The organism is Solibacillus sp. R5-41 (assembly GCF_002736105.1).
Classification (GTDB): domain Bacteria; phylum Bacillota; class Bacilli; order Bacillales_A; family Planococcaceae; genus Solibacillus.
In genome coordinates this window covers 278,111-296,453 of the sequence record NZ_CP024123.1, presented here as the reverse complement: position 1 = coordinate 296,453, position 18,343 = coordinate 278,111, and the positions used below count along the sequence as shown (strand labels likewise).

Genomic DNA, 18,343 nt, shown 5'->3' with positions numbered 1-18,343 from the left:
TGGCTATTCTATTAAAAGCAAAGGACTGATTCCATCGATAAAGCATGGAATCAGTCCGACTGTCTTTTTTAATTTGGTAAAGTAAACATTAATCTTTTACCTTTAGAAGTATCTTTTGCTTCTTTATCTTTAATTGGACCAAGTTCAATTTCAAAAGCTTTATCTTTCCATATCTTTTCATATTGTTCTTGATCAAAAGCGTATACTTGTAATAACTCCCCAGATTCTCCAGGCTTAATGTTGTCAGCCTCACGATATTTTAGTAGCATATTATCATTTAATAAATATTGAGAACCGTCATTAACAGTTAGTCTTGAAGTCATGAATGGCATGCCAATTTCACTAGATGCTTTATTATCTAGCTTAAACTTCGCTGTTAATATTACAATACCATTCTTGAAATTAGAAAATCGAGGTGCTTCTACCTCATTTGGTGTAAATGAGGTAAATTGGTAACCATCTAATGTGACATTCACATCACCCAATTGCTTACTGTCATTGATGCCGCTTTTTTCCTTCAGCATCTCCTTATCACCCCAGTTGTCCACTGTTGCTCTATCTTGATAAAACACTGCGTTACTTGCTATTTTTTCTACACCACCTTCATTCATGGCAAGCTCAAATTTCCCCTCTGAACCAAGCGATGTCGATGTACTAAAATCCCCTTTTTCTGTAAACACCTTTGGCACCATTACTGTCACAGTTTCTAGCTCATTAATTTTCTTTAAGTCAGTTGCGCCGAAAGAATAAGCGGCGTACCCTATCACTTCTTCACCCGCTTTTAGCAAATAATCTTTATCAAAAGGCAACTTTGTTGATAATTGATCTTCTTTTGGAATTAAATATCTATTATGCGAATAATGTTTTTCTGCACCCGTAAAGGTAATATATTCACTAGGCATGTAATAAACATCTTTCTCCATATCATTCTTCACCGTATACTTAGCTAAAATGACACCACCATCTGTTTCACTTCCAAACGGTATACTGAAATCTGTGTGGAAATCCTTTAATTCTACTATTGTATATGCATCTAACGATATAGAAACATTCTCCATTTTATGTGCTTGTGGCGTGTTGTTCTCGTAAAGAACTTTCGTTGTCCCTTGCGTTTCTTTCTCCATATATTGAATTAATGAAGAAAAGTCATTCGCACTGGCAGTTTCTTTATTATCCTCTTCTTTCTCTTCCTTGGCTTCTTTATCTGCTTCGTCTGGTTTTTCTTGATCTACATTAGCTGAAACTTCTTTTTTTGTTTCTTCTTCACTTCCTGCACAGCCACTAACCATTAGTACAGTAATCATTAATAACGAAAAATACACAATTAAATTTCTTTTCATTTTTACCCTCCAAAGATGTTCTAACAATAAATTCAGGACTCAACTCCCTTTATGTGGAAAATTTAGGACCTGTTGATATTTTAATCTACTAATCGGATAAAATTCAATAATTACTGGAAATTTTATACTACAGAACCATTTTAATTCCATATATTGTTTGCAGAAAAATACATTAGTTCCTAAAATTTTTATTAATTACATTTTAATTATGTTTCCTGCTAGCTAATTTCCTTATATAAACGAAGAAAGTCCTATATAAATTGCAATCCCCAGATTTTAATTAAATATTTCTAACCTTTAAGTTACTTTGGCAAGGATCTAATAATGTGCTGTATGAGAATTGTTTTGAAACCTCCTGCAAAGAAGGGAAGGTACCCAACTGAAAAATGAACAATTTTTCCTTTAATGCGTTACAATTCATGAATTTTCTCAATTAATCATTGCATTTCAATGCTTAATAAATTTTTATAGAAATTTGAAAACGTGACCAATGCAGATATATGTATATTTAAAGCGTTTCCAATATTTTTACCTCAAATTTTACTCAGTACAAAACACTTTTAAAAATATTCCGACTATTGTATCATTAAAAAAAGGAGATGATACGAATGACAAACTACACTTATTTAGACTCTGACGAAAATGATGTTTCTTACTTGTACGAAGATGATCAAGACTTCTTTAATTTAGATGGTTTTGACGACAACGATATTTAATAGGGAGCTCACAATTTCATGGAAGCAAAAAAACAAAAAAGGATGTGGCTAACGTTGTAATTTACGCGCCCCATCCTTTTTGCTATTATTTCACATATTTCACGAGCCAGACCGACTCATGTTGACGAATTGAAATGCCTATATAACCTTCTTTGAGTAGTGTTTGTTGACCTTCTGTATCCGCCATTGAAAGTTCCGTCTCACTTTCGAAATTTCGTACTTCCTCGTTTAAAAACTTCGCAAATACATAACGTAACTTTCCACCGTATTTATACTTTAAAGCTGCGACATGCATCCCCTGTGAAAATTTATCCTTTAAGCTCGCGATATTAAACGGCATCACTGTCGCACAAATGACGTTGAATTCCGTTGTATTCACTTGCTGCATAATAATATCCGCCATTGTTCGTTGCAAACCGTAACCTCGAAATTGTGGGTGCACATTTGAAATTTCTTGATAAAGCACCTGTTTTAACTGCACATCCGTCGTTAAACCTACATCCAGTCCAAGGTGTTCCGCATCCATTTGCGGCTTAAGCAACGCACGGAAAGCCATTAGTGAGCCTTCCACAAAAACACCGACCATTAAGCCGTTTCCTTGTAAAATATTACTTAGCTCATCCTCATCTAGCGGCTGTAAAATCGCTTTATCTGGCAATGCCTCCACAACTTCTTGCTGTAAAACCATCAACTGAGGAATATGTGCCTCTGTTAACGCTTCCACTTCATATGGTGTTTCACCTAAAAAACCAGTTGCAATCATTTTACTGCACCACATCTTTTTCACGTGTTAATTCGGCTAAAATCATTTCATCCACTTCAATACCTAAGCCGGGTTTTTCATTTAACTGAATAAACGGAACATCATATTGTAGATTACCAATATCTTTTGAAAATTTAAGTGGTCCTGTTAGCTCAACACTTGTAAATGCTTTATTTGAAAATGCCACATGAAATCCTGCTGCTGAACCAACAGAAGATTCCACCATGGAGCCGATTTGACACTCAATACCGGCCATTTCGGCCATATGAGCAAGCTTCATAGCAGGGTAAATTCCCCCACATTTCATCAATTTAATATTTACTTTATCTGCTGCACGTTTTGCGATAATTTCACGCATGTCGCGGAAACCACGTAAACCCTCATCAATCATCATTGGTATTGATGTTTTTGATTTAATTTCTACCATGCCATCAATATCATCTGCACGCACAGGCTGCTCAAGCCAATCAATATTTAGCTGCTCTAATTCACGGACTGCTTGCATTGTTGTAGAACTGTTTACCCACCCTTGATTTACATCGACACGAATCGCAATATCCTTGCCAATACGTTCACGGACTGCTTGAATTCGTGCGACGTCACTTGTCACATCACGCCCAACTTTCATTTTGAATGATTGATAGCCCATTTCCACACGCTCTGCTGCTTCATTGGCCATTTTTTCTGGTGTACCAATACTTAACACATGCGTAATCGGGAATTTTTCATGATAGCGACCACCTGTTAATTGATACGCCGGCACATTTAGTTTTTTACCTACAAGATCGAAGCATGCAATATCAATGGCTGCTTTTGCTGCCGGTGCACTATAAATAAGCGCATCCATTTTTGCATGAAGCGCCTCAAAATTCATTGGATTTTCACCAATCATTGCGGGTGCTAGTGTATGCTTTAATACCGCATAAGTCCCCTCTAATGTTTCACCTGTTACATGCTCATCTGGAACGGCTTCTCCCCAACCGATTATTCCACATTGCGTCGTCATTTTCACAATAATTGATGGCATATTTGGATATGTACCGTAGCTGACAATAAATGGCTCGATTAATGGTAATTCAATATTAAAAATTTCTATTGTTTTTATTTGTAACATCATTTTTCCTCCTATAATTACAGTGGGCGCTCTATTGTAAATTGCTTGCCGATTTTTGCATAGTCATTCCCTGCCAAACGGCTAACAGCAGCCAGTCCATCTGGATCGATTCGCCCATCTTCGTAAATACTTTCTTCTATATAATATTTGGTTACTTTACCAATAATTAAATCACAACCTTTGTTTTCACCAACACCTCCAAGTTCTAAAGTTGTTTCAAGCTCACATTCCATTCGAATTTTCGCCTCTTTAATACCTGGCACTCGAATCGTTGTACTATCAATTAACGTCAGCCCAACCTTTTCAACTTCACTTTCATCTGGTGCTAAATTCGCTGCGGTTCCATTTACTTTCTCGACATTATCAGTATCAACAATATGCACGACAAATTGGCGATTTTCTTTTATGTTACGTGCCGTATCTTTCATTTCACCTTGTTTCCTTTGTATGCTCACTGAAATCATCGGTGGATTCGATGAAACAATATTAAAGAAACTAAACGGCGCTGCATTGACAACACCTTCCTTTGACATTGACGTGATAAATGCAATCGGACGTGGGATGATTGAGCCAATTAGTAACTTATAATTATCTCGTTCTGTTAATTTTTTAGGATCAATTGCGCGCATTAGTTTTTTACCCCTTTCTATCATTAATTCGACTTTATAGAACTCTCCCCAACGCGTCAAATAGTTTGCTGAAAAGTCAACAATTCAATATGTATGATTATACGGCTATCTCCACAACTGTTTCCCCATAACTTTTATGATTATAAATTAAATAATTTTAAAAATAATTGACCTAATTCTCCATTCGAATAAACCAATATATTTTCTACGCAATCAAAACTTACATCTCGAAACAGCAAAAATATCATTTTATTTAAACTGTTATAAACAGTTCGCATTTTATAGCTAGGATACCTCAAATATGACTAGTAATTTTCAGATTTCTCGTTAAACCCGTTGATATATCAATGTATAATACTACTTCCCCTTAATTTCCTGTGTATTAGTAACTGTTATACTATCGTAAAAAAAGTAATAACCCATCCTTATCCCATTACCCATTTTTAGAGAAAATAGAAATAAATTAGATATTTTTATTATTCAAGTAGAAATTTATCGCTTTTTTTAAATTATTTTCATTTTCACCTCTCATTTTACTTCCCAATCACTTACTTTCCTTAAATATTATTCAAAACGTTGATTTATCAACGTTACCAGAGATTTATCTATCCATATAATTAGTTCACCAAGTACAATTTTTATACGCAAAAACAGAAATTTATGTTTTTTCGAGATAACTTTTTTTCAATTTTCACTTGCCTAACATAATAATTTGATGTTAAGTTATTGTCATGAACGTTCATAGTTTAGACATATCTACTTGAAAGAGAAAATTATTGCAGTATCGCTGTTTTCTTTTGAATTAGGGGGAAAATCATGAAAAAGAATCGTTGGCTTATTGCTTTATCTGCAGTTGCCATTCACCTTTCAATTGGGGGCGCTTATGCATATAGTGTGTATAAAAATCCAATTGCTACTGAATTAGGTTGGGAAGCATCGCAAATTACAATTGCGTTTACAATAATGATGGGATTAGCTGGTTTTTCGGCAGCATTATTCGGTGGAATCGTAGAAAAATTAGGTCCACGAAAAGCTGCCATGGTCGCTGCTGTCCTTTTCGGTTTAGGTCAAGGTGGCGCAGGACTAGCCATTTCAATGGATTCTGTTGTTTTATATTGGCTCACATATGGTTTACTTAGTGGTTTAGGGATGGGGATCGGTTATATTTCACCAGTTTCGACACTTGTAAAATGGTTCCCTAATAAACGTGGCTTAGCAACGGGTATGGCTGTACTAGGGTTCGGATCAGGCGCATTAATTACTGCACCTGTGGCAGTATTCTTAATGGAATCTGTCGGTATTGCTAATACGTACTTCATTTTAGGGATCAGTTACTTTACATTTATGATTTTGGGCGCGCTTTATATTGCACCACCTAAACCAGGTGATGTAGAAGAATCCATCGCAACAGGCAATAAAAAACCACAAGAAATTGCTCAATTGTCTGCACGTGAAGCAGTTCGTACAAAACATTTCTGGATGCTTTGGGGCATGCACTTAATCAATGTTACTTCAGGTCTTATGATGATTTCAGTTGCTTCACCAATGGCACAAGAAATCGTTGGACTTTCCGTAGCATCTGCTGCAACAATGGTAGGACTTATGGGATTATTTAACGGTGGTGGACGCCTAATTTGGGCCGCTGCATCGGATTATATTGGACGTTCAAACGTATTCGTTATTTTCTTTGCGATCCAATTAATCGCGTTCCTAACATTACCATTTACGACTAACGTTATTATATTCCAACTATTTATTTTCCTAGTTGTTAGTTGTTACGGTGGTGGTTTCTCAAACTTACCAGCATTTGCGAGTGACTTATTTGGTACGAAGCAGCTTGGTGTCATTCATGGTTATTTATTAACAACATGGTCACTTGGTGGTATTTTCGGACCAATCATTGTGTCTGCTATTAAAGAAGCAACAAATAGCTATATACCAGTTTTCTACGTATTTAGTTTCTTAATTGCGATTTCGTTTGGTATTTCATTATTACTTCGCTCTGATGTTAATAAGTTGAAAAAACAACAAGCGATAGAGCGTGAAAAATCAAAAGCGGATAAGAAAACACCGGTTCATTCATAAGGGGTTTCTTCATAAAAGGTAAAGGCAAGTCGTGCGAACATGCATGGCTTGCTTTTTTTAATCTCTTTTTTACGGCCTGCACGATGCTGATCAGTTATCCGTTATCGCACAGTTGTGACGAATATGCGCAATCACTCTGCGCTCATATAAGCCGATTCCGGACGCAATAAACCGAGGCGTAATTGATTTATGTTAGAATGAAAGTAATTCAAATAATTTGTGAGGTATTTAAATGCTTTATACAATTATATTATACACACATATTTTTAGCGCCATTATTTCAATGGGACCTTTATTCGCTATTTTCCCTTTACTTAATCGAATGAACGACGCATCCTCTGATCAGGTTAGCGGCTATATTCAATCCATACAAGGCATTTTACGAGCAATTGCAAATGGTGGACATATTGTTGTCCCCTCTGGACTATTACTTATTTGGTTTGGTAGCTGGTCATGGAAAACTTCATGGGTGCTCCTCACGATTATCGTCATGTTTGCTTCTTTATTTTTTATGGCACGTGCATTTAAACCCGCTATGACCTATTCAAAATCAGATGGGTTTGTTAAAGAAAAATTTATTTCTATGATAAAAACCGCAACGTGGAAATATATTTTTTTAATGGGGATTTTACTGTGGTTAATGGTCGTTAAACCGAATTTTTGGTAGAGTTCTAACTAACCTACTCTAGAATTTGATGTTAGGTTCGGTTACTACCACTAAATCATTATAAAGATCTTTTTTGTTCGTGAATTATATTACAGGAAATTCTGTTTTATTTTCTACTTAGCAATGAAACAGCAAAAGGAATGGGAAAAATCCATTCTTTTTTTTGTCATTATTAAATTGATTTTATTGCTAAATCTTCAATTAAGTTTAATATTTTTTAATTTTAGCACACTCTTCTTTGGTCACGTCGTTGATACAAGTTAGTAAAGTGAAATAATAATTCCTGTTCTGCTTCTAGCTCATATTGGTTTTGTTTACAAATTGTTACTAATTTAAATTAACTCCTGTGGTTGATAATCGTCAAAATTTAAATGTCGTGAAAATCTGCGACGTCAGCCTTCATTGTTATCTAAGAAAGACTCCATTTTTCTACATTACCATTACCGGCTACAATAACAATTAATTTACCGCAATGGTCTTCCATATATTTCAGCAAAATTTCAATAGCTTTGTGACCTGGGTCTTCTTCAGCTCCATTATCCAGTAACTTATAAAACTTAAATGCAGCTTTCCCTTCTCGTAAGATACCCGCCCTGGAAGTTTAGTATAGAACATCCATCTTTTTTATATTTTATAATAGTCCGTTTTTACTATATACCAAATTTTTCTATAAAGTAAAATAAATGGATATAAATAACTGACGGAAACTTATATTATTATTAAAGGAGAAAAATCAGATGGAAAATTACTATGAGGAACAGCCTATAAATATTTCATTCAGAGACAATAAATAAATCATTTTATTAATGAGGGGATAATCATTTTGAATATAGATCATATTAAAAATATATTTGAAAACTGGTACAAAAATGAAATGCAACCAATTCATTGGATTATTTATGGTTTGGCTGTATTTATTTCTACGGAAACACATAGCCCATTTTATAGCCTTATTGTCATTATCGTAATTATTTTATCAATGCACTATTTAAAACAAAAAAGCGTATGGGCCAATGTTGCATTTGGTTTATTTACATTAAACATTTCCTTAACTTTAGGTGCGCTAAGTGTATGGTATATCGAAAAGAATCCAAATAAATTGAATGGCGATTCTTTTAATGCACATGCATTTGTTGATTCTATAAAAAAATTTTTTTCGAATAATCTTAACAAATTATTAGCTGAAGTATCGAAAAAAGAAGAGGAAGATCTATTTGCACATAATAAACTCATATCTGAAAAAATGCTTGCTGAAAAAAATGCCGAAGAAGAGCGTCGACTTGTAAAACAGCATCAACTTGATGAACAACGTCGCCTTGATGAACAACGTCAGCTTGATGAACAACGTCAACTTGATGAACAACGTCGCCTTGATGAACAACGTCAGCTTGATGAACAACGTCGCCTTGATGAACAACGTCAACTTGATGAACATCGTCGCCTTGATGAACAACATCGTCATGAAAAACAAGATCAAGCTTACTTTTATAGAAAGCATGAAGATCCTCAATGGAAAATTGACGAAGCAGATGATGCATTAGGACGTAATAGTATAGAACGAGACTATGAGGATGAAAAATATACGTCGAGATGTAGCGGTTGTGGCGAATTTGAATCAAATTGCCAATGCTGTTACGAATGTAAGAGTTACCCGTGTCAATGTTGTACACAATGCAGGAATCATCCTTGTCAGTGCTGCTATGAGTGCAAGAACCACCCGTGTCAATGTTGTATACAATGCCAGAATCATCCTTGTCAGTGTTGCTATGAGTGCAAAAGCTATCCTTGTCAATGTTGTATACAATGCCAGAATCATCCTTGTCAGTGCTGCTATGAGTGCAAAAGCTATCCTTGTCAATGTTGTATACAATGCCAGAGCCATCCTTGTCAGTGCTGCTATGAGTGCAAAAGCTACCCGTGCCAATGTTGTAAAGAATGCAGAACACATCCATGTCAATGTTGTACAGTATGTGGTTATACAAGCTGTCGTTGTTGCTATAGTTGTGGGCATTATAATTGTCGATGTAATGACTAACACTACGCAAAATAAACGCTTCTGAAACAAAAAAATTACCATTCGCAAGTACACTTCGGGTCGTTATCAATGTATTGGCTTTGATATAACACTAAATTATGTGTTTCCAAACTTTGCTGAATTCTATATACATTAATGGAATTGTTGAAGAATTAGTATTATTTTTTTAAACACTAACAAAAGTAGTACGGACCAAGGCCATGGTTTGTACTACTATTTTTTTATAGCAAACGTGAAGGGAATCTTGAGGCATTGCTTTACTTTCCTTTCATAGAATTTTATTAGTAAAATACAAAAACGTTCTCACAGAATAATCTTAAGCAAAGGAATTCTGATTCTTTATTTTGATTTTTTATTTAAACTATTTTTTCCATATTAAGTTCCCAAACATTTATTTTAGAACAACCCTTTTAATCTGAAATTTCAAAATGTTACAATGAAGTTTAATGAGAATCTGAATTTTAAGGGGGCTTGTTCATGAATCGGCAACATGCAGGGGTTATTTGTGGGGGAATTTTATTTTTAGTCATAGCAATGGGCATTAGCCGTTTTGCTTTTACGCCAATCTTACCGTTTATGCGCGTTGATGAAGGGCTAAGCTTTTCACAAGGGGGCTGGCTCGCTTCTAGTAACTATGTCGGTTACTTTGTTGGTGCGTTAGGTGCAGGCTTTATTTTACGGAATAAAAAGCGTTTTGTGATTGCGAATGTCATGATCAATATTATCTCAATTTTAATAATGGGTTGGATTGATTCCTATGGTATATGGATTGTTTTACGCTTTATTGCAGGTGCAACAGGGGGCTTTATTTTCGTATTAACGTCGAGTATTGTCATGGATTATTTAGCATCGAATTTATTAACGCGTTGGAGTGGCTATGTATTTAGTGGTATCGGCCTTGGCATTGCCATTTCTGGATTATTTGTTCCCTACATAGAAGCTTCCTTTGCATGGCAAGGTACGTGGATCGGACTCGGCATCTTATCCCTCCTATTTTTACTAACGACACTTTTATTATGGCGCAATATCCACGTGCAAAATGGTGAAAAGCTTACAAAATCGGATGATACAAATATTTGGCGTGGTTTTATGCCATGGCTTATTGTCGCTTATGGCTTTGAAGGGCTTGGCTATATTATTACCGGTACATTTTTAGTGGATATTATTTATAATATTGAACCATTACGAGCGTATGCCGGTTATAGCTGGGTCATAGTTGGACTAGCAGCAATCCCTTCAGCTCCATTATGGATGCATCTCATGTCGCGTTTTTCTACGATTTCAATGATGGTGATTGCCTATGCTCTTCAAGTAATTGGTATTTTATTACCAGTTCTTTCTCAATCGGTTTGGAGTGTACTTTTATCTGCCTTTTTATATGGGTTCACATTTGTTGGGCTCGTTACGATGACAACTGGCTATGGGCGTCAGCTATTTCCAAAGCAAAGTGCTTATGTTGTATCGATGCTCACAACATTTTATGCGCTCGGACAAATTATCGGTCCCCTTCTTGCGGGGCGCTTAGAAACGTATTTTAATTCGTACAAAGCGCCACTTGTTTTCGCAGGAAGCATTGTGGCATTTGCGCTCGTTGTTTTAATCATTGGGTATGCACGCAGTCAGCGCATTAATCTTAGAACAATTGAAACCCTTTCATAATGCTACAATAGAAGGACATAACGATGGTTCACACGAGCCGAGTTATGTCTTTTCTCTATGTTTAATCAAAAAATAAATCACTAATAAGGAGTACAAGATGGAACAAACTTATTCTATTGGCGAAGTGGCGAAACTGACGAATATTTCGATTCAAACATTGCGCTACTATGACCAAATTGGGTTATTTAAACCTTCCTATGTCGATGAAAAAACGAATTATCGCTATTATAAAGACTCTCAATTATATTATTTAGATATTATAAAATCATTAAAATATGTTGGAACCTCTTTGGACGAAATTAAAGAAGCCCAACAGTTTACCCCCGCACAATTATTAACCTTTTTAGAACAGCAAGAATCCGTTATTGAGGAGCGGATTAATCGTCTTGTTGAAATTCAACAAAGCCTTTTTAAATCTAAAAAGCAAATGCAAGAGCAAATCGCCATTACTGTCTTTAATGAAGTGTATGAAAAAGATGAAGAAGCTACACGTATTTTAACAATTGCACCTAAACAGCTTAATCCGAGTTATATTCCAAATTCGTATTATAGCTCTTTGCTCAAAACGCTAGAAATTGAAAATACGACAATTAGCAGCCGTTATGGCTGTATGTTTAAATACGCAGCTTATGAGAACATTGAAGAAATCATGTATAATCATATCTTCACACCACTATTAACCGATCGTTATATTACAAATTTACCCCCGGAAATGGATGTCCAAACTACACCTGAAGGACGCTATATTTGCATTGCCTTTAAATTTACGGTGTTCACGTATTTTGAGCAATATATAAAATTACGCCATTATATAGAAAAAAACGAGTTAGCAGTCATTCCCATTGTGTACGAAATTTTCATGCCGACAAATTACGCACCAAATGAAACGGATGAATTTATTGTGGAATTAAAAGTTAAACGAAAGTAGCCATATATCTCCCCTTTTTTCACAAAAAAGAAAGCGGGATTCATTGACTCTATAGTTACTATAGGGTTTATTTTAGAAAGATACGGAAAATATTTGTAACAAATTAAGGAGAATTACTATTATGAAAGAACAAAGAGTCACCTTAGGACTACTTTTAATGAATTTGTTCATTGCTTTTATAGGTATTGGTTTGATCATCCCAGTACTTCCTACATTAATGAACGAGCTCCAACTAAGCGGACAGGTAATTGGCTATTTAACAGCAGCATTTGCGGTTACACAGCTTATTTTCTCTCCTTTAGCTGGTCGAGCTGCCGATAAATACGGACGAAAAATTATGATTGTCCTCGGATTATTTATTTTCGGTGCTTCAGAGTTTTTATTCGGGCTTGGAACAACGGTTGAAGTTCTATTTATTTCACGAATTTTAGGCGGAATTAGTGCTGCCTTTATTATGCCTGCTGTAACGGCATTTATTGCGGATATTACGACGATGGAAACACGTCCGAAAGCACTTGGCTACATGTCTGCTGCGATTAGTACGGGCTTTATTATCGGACCAGGCATTGGTGGATTTTTGGCTGACATCGGAACACGCGTGCCATTCTTCTTTGCCGGAGCGCTTGGTACGATCGCTGGGATTCTCTCGCTTATTTTACTACGCGAGCCTGAGCGTAATGCCGAAAATATTGAAAATGCGCCTGTTCAACAATCCGGGTTCAAACGTATTTTTGTACCGATGTATTTTGTTGCTTTCATTTTAATTTTCGTTGCATCATTTGGTCTTGCTGCATTCGAATCGTTCTTTAGTTTGTTTGTGGACCATAAATTTGGTTTCACTCCAATGGATATCGCGATTATCATTACAGGTGGTGCGATTTTCGGTGCGGCTGCACAAATCTTGTTATTCGACCGTCTTGCGCGTTTATGGGGCGAAATCAAATTAATTCGATACAGCTTAATTTTATCGGCAATTTTAGTCTTTTTAATGACAGTCGTTCACTCTTATTTTGCGATTTTACTGACAACATTTATCGTTTTCGTTGGCTTTGACTTATTTAGACCTGCAGTTACAAGTTACTTATCAAAAATCGCAGGCAATGAGCAAGGTTTTGTTGGTGGCATGAACTCCATGTTTACGAGTTTGGCGAATATTTTTGGTCCGATTTTAGGTGGTATGCTATTCGATATTGATATTAACTACCCATATTACTTTGCAGCAGTTGTATTAGCATTTGGTATTCTGTTAACATTAATATGGAAGAAGCCATCCACAATTAAATCTTGATTACGCTTTTTCTTTTGTAAAATGACTTTCCTATTAACCTACGAGGGGGATTATCATGATAACAAGATCACAGCAATACATTGATCAAACCGAAAAATTTGGCGCACATAATTATCATCCACTGCCAATCGTTATTGAAAAGGCAGAAGGTGTATGGGTGACAGATCCAGAGGGAAATCGCTACATGGATATGCTATCTGCGTATTCTGCACTGAATCAAGGACATCGCCACCCTAAAATTATTCAAGCACTGAAAGATCAAGCTGATTCCGTAACACTCACATCTCGGGCATTTCACAGTGCGACATTAGGTGTATGGTATGAAAAATTATGCACGTTGACAGGCAAAAACATGGTGCTACCAATGAATACCGGGGCTGAGGCAGTTGAGACCGCTATTAAAACAGCTCGTCGCTGGGGCTATGACGTAAAAAAAATTCCAGCAGAGCAAGCTCAAATTATTGGCTGTAACGGAAACTTCCACGGACGAACAATGGCTGCCGTTTCATTATCTTCAGAAGCAGAATACAAACGTGGATTTGGACCGATGCTACCAGGATTTACGCTCATTCCTTACGGGGATATCGATGCGTTAAAAGCAGCGATCACTCCGAATACAGCCGCGTTTATTGTCGAACCGATACAGGGTGAGGCAGGTATTATCGTTCCACCAGAAGGTTTCATTCAAGCGGCCTATGCGCTGTGTAAGGAGCATAATGTACTATTTATTGCAGATGAAATTCAGACTGGACTCGCACGTACCGGAAAAATGTTTGCCTATGAATGGGAAAATATTATTCCTGATATTTTAATTTTAGGTAAGGCACTTGGTGGCGGCGTTTATCCAATCTCAGCAGTTGTCGCAAACGATGATATTCTTGGCGTTTTTACTCCAGGCTCACACGGTTCCACATTTGGTGGAAATCCACTTGCCTGTGCCGTTTCAATTGCCGCACTTGAGGTTTTAGAAGAGGAACAGCTTGCAAAACGCTCATTCGAATTAGGAAATTATTTTATAGAGCAGCTGCAAACCATTCAAAATCCGATTATTAAAGAAATTCGAGGGCGCGGACTATTCATTGGTGTCGAATTACACGAAGCAGCAAGACCTTATTGCGAGAAGCTTGCTGAGCGTAAATTATTATGTAAAGAAACACACGATACAGTCATTCGTTTTGCCCCACCATTAATTATTTCGAAAGAAGATTTAGACTGGGCCATTTCGCAAATAAAAGAAGTGTTTAACTAGCTCAGCAATTCATCCTCCACTTCTATAAGAGGAGGATGAATGTCAAATATGCCCTTACTTTAATGAGAGTTCAAACCCCCGGCTGAATAGAGGAACTCGGGCTAAGAACGCCGCATCGTGCGGCAACGCCTGAGTGACCAACATCGTGTTGGCCAAATGCCTCGGCGGATATCACAAATTTTTGGAAAAATAGCTCACCAATTCACTATGCATTCGTGAATTGGTGAGTTTTTGTATTATAATTAAGTATCATCAATAATCTATACTAAAGGAATGACTAACATTGAAATCACTATTTGTCACAGGTTATCGACCACATGAGCTTGGTATTTTTAACGACAAACATCCTGGTATTGCCATCATAAAAAAGGCTGTTGAAAACCAGCTTCGTACTTTGATTGATGACGGCTTAGAATGGGTTATTATTAGCGGTCAACAAGGCGTTGAAACTTGGACCGCTCAAATTGTTCTTGAGCTCAAGGAAGAGTTTCCACATTTAAAATATTCCATTATTACTCCTTTTTTAGATCAAGAAAAAAATTGGAATGAGCATAAACAGGCTACCTATATGCATATAATGAATGAGGCCGATTTTGTGACCAGCGTAACAAAAAGACCATATGAAGCACCTTGGCAATTTATTGAAAAAGATAAATTTATTATTGATAATACGGATGGAGCGTTACTCGTGTATGACGAGGAAAATGAAGGGTCTCCTAAATATGTTTTAAACTTAATTGAAAAATATCAAGAGCAACAAATCGATTACAAACGATTGATAATTAATGCCTATGATCTTCAAATGGTAGCAGAGGAAATTCAGCGTGGTGACGATTGGTAGAAAAACTGCACTTTTTAACAATGTTTTAATTTATTTAATTTTCTGATTACTTATTTTCGTTTTTTGATATAATAACTTTATATGCCCTATTATTTTTAGTTATTGAGGAGGAAAAAAATGAAACAAATTTCAATGGTAACAGAAGCTACACCAATCAACATTCAACACCATACGTATAAACGAGAATGCCGTTACACAAGAGGTGTCCACATTCCTCTTGCTGATATTGAAATAATTTTGAACGGCCTGAATGAAGACACATTAGCCTATTTTGAGTTTCATAATATTGCAAAAGAAATTAAAGCGGGTACATTTTTAAATGGCTATGCGGGACTCGCAAATATTATTTCAGATTACTATAAACAGGAAAAAGATAGTGAAATTTTAGAATTAACAAATGGACGCGACTTTTACGTTAAAATTATTTAATCATCCGAAGAGGTGGCAAGTTAATTGAATACCAATCAAAACAACGTCTTATTTTAACCGGCTATGCACGATTAAAATGAGGCGTTGTTTATTTTTATATGGTTTAGAAAGGACTTTTTCTTGTGCTATTTTTTCTTACATTTTTTTATTGACATTCTAATTGATAAAGATTATCATTATCAATGTAAGGAATACATCTTAGTTTTAAACATCTTTTCGAAACCGTTCCCCCCAGTTCAGGTTCGAAACGCAATTTATGACTTTTATTTATATTAGAAAAATGGCAAATATCCTACGTGATTTGCCATTTTTTCATTTAAAAACGGGTAATACTATATTGATTGAACATATTTGAATAAAAGGAGTCGTTTACATTGGAATATCGTATTGAAAAGGACACTTTAGGTAACGTTAACGTTCCAGCAGATAAAATTTGGGGTGCTCAAACACAACGCAGTAAAGAAAATTTCCAAATCGGAATAGAAAAAATGCCGATTGAAGTAATCCGCGCTATGGCCATTTTAAAAAAATCTGCTGCATTAGCAAATCAAAAATTAGGCAAGCTTTCGAACATTAAAGCGGATGCAATCGTGGAAGCGGCGAATGAAATCATCGCAGGAAAATGGGATGATCACTTCCCTCTTGTTGTTTGGCAAACTGGTAGCGGTACTCAAACGAACATGAATGTGAACGAAGCGATTGCATATTTAGCGAATGAAAAATTAGTGGCGCAAGGTTCCAGCGAGCAAGTTCATCCAAATGATGATGTTAATAAATCGCAAAGTTCTAACGATACATTCCCAACTGCCCTTCACATTGCGGCTGTTGATATTGTAGAAAATTATTTAATGCCACGCTTGAACCTTTTACAGACAACATTAAAAGAAAAATCAATCAACTTTAAAGATATTATTAAAATCGGGCGCACCCATTTACAAGATGCTACTCCGTTAACGCTTGGTCAAGAAATTAGCGGCTGGCATCATATGCTTAAAAAATGCGAAAAAATTATTATGGTGAACACGCAATTTATGAAGGAACTCGCAATCGGTGGAACAGCTGTCGGTACGGGAATTAATGCACACCCTGAATTTGGTGACCGTACCGCCGCTGAAATTAGTGCGTTGACAGGCAAAAATTTCACTTCAGCTGAAAATAAATTTCACGCACTCACAAGTCATGACGAAATTGTTGCGGCACATGGGGCGTTAAAAGCTTTGGCTGCAGACTTAATGAAAATCGCCAATGACGTGCGCTGGCTTGCAAGTGGACCTCGATCTGGTATTGGAGAAATTACAATTCCCGAAAACGAGCCTGGCTCTTCTATCATGCCAGGAAAAGTAAATCCGACACAAAGTGAGGCACTAACAATGGTCGTAACACAAGTTATCGGGAATGATGCGACCATTGCATTTGCTGCCTCTCAAGGAAATTTTGAACTAAACGTATTCAAGCCTGTAATTATCTATAATTTCTTACAATCTGCACGCTTATTGGCCGATGCGATGAAGTCTTTCAATGATCATTGTGCGATTGGAATCGAACCGAATACGGAAGTGCTCGATGCCAATTTAAAAAATTCATTAATGCTTGTTACGGCTTTAAATCCATATATCGGCTATGAAAATGCGGCCAAAATTGCAAAAACAGCCCATAAAGAAGGTTTGACGTTAAAAGAAGCTGCAATTCAATCGGGATTATTAACAGAAGAGGAATTTGACCGTTATGTTGATCCGAAAACAATGATTTACCCAAATGCAGAATAAGGGACTTTTGAATATAGCTTCTACAGAATAAAAATCAATTTTATATACAACATAAATATGTGGGTTTGACTATGTCAAATTCGCATATTTTTTATTTCCAGCTAGTTATAATTGTAAAAAAATCTACCAAAAAAACCTCATTTTCCATTCGTATACTTCCTTTTTTAGCGGAGCACAATATGACAACAGGAGGTTTTATATCGGATGAAAAGAATTCAATTTATCGAGGATGGATTTGAAATTGTAGTCGATATTCCTATGATTTATTCGAAGTTTCAATTTTATGTAATTGAAGGAGAAGCGTATTATAAAGATTTTGAATTGTACCGTATTTTAGTCATTGCAAGTTCAGAACAAAAAGTTGTTGAGTTGGCCACAAAGGAGCTTTTGACAAACCATCCATTTGAAAAGGTTATTTTAAATTATTAGAAAAGCTTCTCCCCCTATCAAATAATACGAAAATCCCCAATTATCCTCCTACTAAAAAGGCTGTCCTATATGCCATTTTCATGAATTTAAGGACAGCTTTTTGCTATGTTTTTAATCTCTACATTCATCAATTTTTTGCGTTTAAGCCTAATTATATTAGTATACTTCAAAATTACTTTTCAATTATGTATACCCTCACCCAAAAAGTTTCTCCCATATTTAGTTGAAATATGTCTGTATGTAATCTTGATTCATTATTTGTATAATTTGATTTTATGAGATTTTCCTTTTTTACTTCCATAATTATCCCCCTGTATATACCTTTTAAGAATGTTCTTACTCCAAACATTCTTAAAAGTTAAATGTCTACACTCTAGTTTTCAGAAAATTTTGAACCGTTCACAT

Annotated in this window: 16 protein-coding genes; 11 read left to right on the top strand and 5 right to left on the bottom strand. The window is 36.0% G+C overall.

The genetic code is table 11. The features are described from left to right. Positions 1 to 68: 68 nt before the first annotated feature. The 4 genes from CSE16_RS01445 to CSE16_RS01430 form a co-directional block, all read right to left on the bottom strand. Positions 69 to 1,340, bottom strand: coding sequence for a DUF5068 domain-containing protein (locus tag CSE16_RS01445; protein WP_099422216.1), 1,272 nt, complete (start codon positions 1,338 to 1,340; stop codon positions 69 to 71). 801 nt (positions 1,341 to 2,141) lie between these two features. Continuing rightward, positions 2,142 to 2,819, bottom strand: coding sequence for an N-acetyltransferase (locus tag CSE16_RS01440; protein WP_099422215.1), 678 nt, complete (start codon positions 2,817 to 2,819; stop codon positions 2,142 to 2,144). Between the two features lies 1 nt (position 2,820). Next, on the bottom strand, positions 2,821 to 3,933 hold the full coding sequence (locus CSE16_RS01435; RefSeq protein WP_099422214.1) for a mandelate racemase/muconate lactonizing enzyme family protein: 1,113 nt from the start codon (positions 3,931 to 3,933) through the stop codon (positions 2,821 to 2,823). A 17-nt stretch (positions 3,934 to 3,950) separates the two neighbouring features. Then, positions 3,951 to 4,562, bottom strand: coding sequence for a flavin reductase family protein (locus tag CSE16_RS01430; RefSeq protein ID WP_099422213.1), 612 nt, complete (start codon positions 4,560 to 4,562; stop codon positions 3,951 to 3,953). An 816-nt stretch (positions 4,563 to 5,378) separates the two neighbouring features. On the opposite strand from CSE16_RS01430, the gene CSE16_RS01425 reads away from it, so the two are divergent. Next, positions 5,379 to 6,647 (top strand): L-lactate MFS transporter, encoded by a 1,269-nt coding sequence (locus CSE16_RS01425; RefSeq protein ID WP_099422212.1) that lies wholly within the window; start codon positions 5,379 to 5,381, stop codon positions 6,645 to 6,647. Positions 6,648 to 6,879: 232 nt separating this feature from the next. After that, on the top strand, positions 6,880 to 7,314 hold the full coding sequence (locus tag CSE16_RS01420; RefSeq protein WP_099422211.1) for a hypothetical protein: 435 nt from the start codon (positions 6,880 to 6,882) through the stop codon (positions 7,312 to 7,314). 1,229 nt (positions 7,315 to 8,543) lie between these two features. Here CSE16_RS01420 and CSE16_RS01415 read toward each other — a convergent pair. Further along, the gene (locus tag CSE16_RS01415) at positions 8,544 to 8,852 is read right to left on the bottom strand and encodes a hypothetical protein (protein WP_099422210.1); all 309 of its coding nucleotides are present in this window, start codon (positions 8,850 to 8,852) and stop codon (positions 8,544 to 8,546) included. A 33-nt stretch (positions 8,853 to 8,885) separates the two neighbouring features. On the opposite strand from CSE16_RS01415, the gene CSE16_RS01410 reads away from it, so the two are divergent. The 9 genes from CSE16_RS01410 to CSE16_RS01370 all read left to right on the top strand — a co-directional run bounded on the left by CSE16_RS01410 (position 8,886) and on the right by CSE16_RS01370 (position 17,938). Beyond that, positions 8,886 to 9,374 (top strand): hypothetical protein, encoded by a 489-nt coding sequence (locus tag CSE16_RS01410; RefSeq protein WP_099422209.1) that lies wholly within the window; start codon positions 8,886 to 8,888, stop codon positions 9,372 to 9,374. A gap of 452 nt (positions 9,375 to 9,826) precedes the next feature. Further along, positions 9,827 to 11,008, top strand: coding sequence for a YbfB/YjiJ family MFS transporter (locus tag CSE16_RS01405; RefSeq protein WP_099422208.1), 1,182 nt, complete (start codon positions 9,827 to 9,829; stop codon positions 11,006 to 11,008). A 97-nt stretch (positions 11,009 to 11,105) separates the two neighbouring features. After that, positions 11,106 to 11,936, top strand: coding sequence for a MerR family transcriptional regulator (locus CSE16_RS01400; RefSeq protein ID WP_099422207.1), 831 nt, complete (start codon positions 11,106 to 11,108; stop codon positions 11,934 to 11,936). A gap of 121 nt (positions 11,937 to 12,057) precedes the next feature. Next, positions 12,058 to 13,224, top strand: coding sequence for an MFS transporter (locus CSE16_RS01395; RefSeq protein ID WP_099422206.1), 1,167 nt, complete (start codon positions 12,058 to 12,060; stop codon positions 13,222 to 13,224). 55 nt (positions 13,225 to 13,279) lie between these two features. Further along, a complete protein-coding gene (locus CSE16_RS01390; RefSeq protein WP_099422205.1) occupies positions 13,280 to 14,473 on the top strand; it encodes an ornithine--oxo-acid transaminase in 1,194 nt (397 codons plus the stop codon). 283 nt (positions 14,474 to 14,756) lie between these two features. Further along, positions 14,757 to 15,314 carry an SLOG family protein gene (locus CSE16_RS01385; protein WP_099422204.1) on the top strand — a complete coding sequence of 186 codons (558 nt, stop codon included), beginning with the start codon at positions 14,757 to 14,759 and terminating at the stop codon, positions 15,312 to 15,314. 117 nt (positions 15,315 to 15,431) lie between these two features. After that, entirely contained in the window at positions 15,432 to 15,743 is a 312-nt protein-coding gene (locus CSE16_RS01380; protein ID WP_099422203.1) for a hypothetical protein, read from the top strand. A 374-nt stretch (positions 15,744 to 16,117) separates the two neighbouring features. Then, complete coding sequence (fumC, locus tag CSE16_RS01375; protein ID WP_099422202.1) at positions 16,118 to 17,509, top strand: class II fumarate hydratase; 1,392 nt, start codon at positions 16,118 to 16,120, stop codon at positions 17,507 to 17,509. Between the two features lie 204 nt (positions 17,510 to 17,713). Next, on the top strand, positions 17,714 to 17,938 hold the full coding sequence (locus CSE16_RS01370) for a hypothetical protein (protein WP_099422201.1): 225 nt from the start codon (positions 17,714 to 17,716) through the stop codon (positions 17,936 to 17,938). Positions 17,939 to 18,343: the final 405 nt, after the last annotated feature.

Coding starts and splice junctions, on each gene's coding strand:
- CSE16_RS01380 (WP_099422203.1), top strand. CDS start 15,432: ATGAAACAAATTTCAATGGTAACAGAAGCTACACCAATCAACATTCAA.
- CSE16_RS01410 (WP_099422209.1), top strand. CDS start 8,886: ATGAAAAATATACGTCGAGATGTAGCGGTTGTGGCGAATTTGAATCAA.
- CSE16_RS01405 (WP_099422208.1), top strand. CDS start 9,827: ATGAATCGGCAACATGCAGGGGTTATTTGTGGGGGAATTTTATTTTTA.
- CSE16_RS01440 (WP_099422215.1), bottom strand. CDS start 2,819: ATGATTGCAACTGGTTTTTTAGGTGAAACACCATATGAAGTGGAAGCG.
- CSE16_RS01435 (WP_099422214.1), bottom strand. CDS start 3,933: ATGTTACAAATAAAAACAATAGAAATTTTTAATATTGAATTACCATTA.
- CSE16_RS01415 (WP_099422210.1), bottom strand. CDS start 8,852: ATGCATCATCTGCTTCGTCAATTTTCCATTGAGGATCTTCATGCTTTC.
- CSE16_RS01420 (WP_099422211.1), top strand. CDS start 6,880: ATGCTTTATACAATTATATTATACACACATATTTTTAGCGCCATTATT.
- CSE16_RS01390 (WP_099422205.1), top strand. CDS start 13,280: ATGATAACAAGATCACAGCAATACATTGATCAAACCGAAAAATTTGGC.
- CSE16_RS01400 (WP_099422207.1), top strand. CDS start 11,106: ATGGAACAAACTTATTCTATTGGCGAAGTGGCGAAACTGACGAATATT.
- CSE16_RS01445 (WP_099422216.1), bottom strand. CDS start 1,340: ATGAAAAGAAATTTAATTGTGTATTTTTCGTTATTAATGATTACTGTA.
- CSE16_RS01370 (WP_099422201.1), top strand. CDS start 17,714: ATGAAAAGAATTCAATTTATCGAGGATGGATTTGAAATTGTAGTCGAT.
- CSE16_RS01425 (WP_099422212.1), top strand. CDS start 5,379: ATGAAAAAGAATCGTTGGCTTATTGCTTTATCTGCAGTTGCCATTCAC.
- CSE16_RS01395 (WP_099422206.1), top strand. CDS start 12,058: ATGAAAGAACAAAGAGTCACCTTAGGACTACTTTTAATGAATTTGTTC.
- CSE16_RS01430 (WP_099422213.1), bottom strand. CDS start 4,562: ATGCGCGCAATTGATCCTAAAAAATTAACAGAACGAGATAATTATAAG.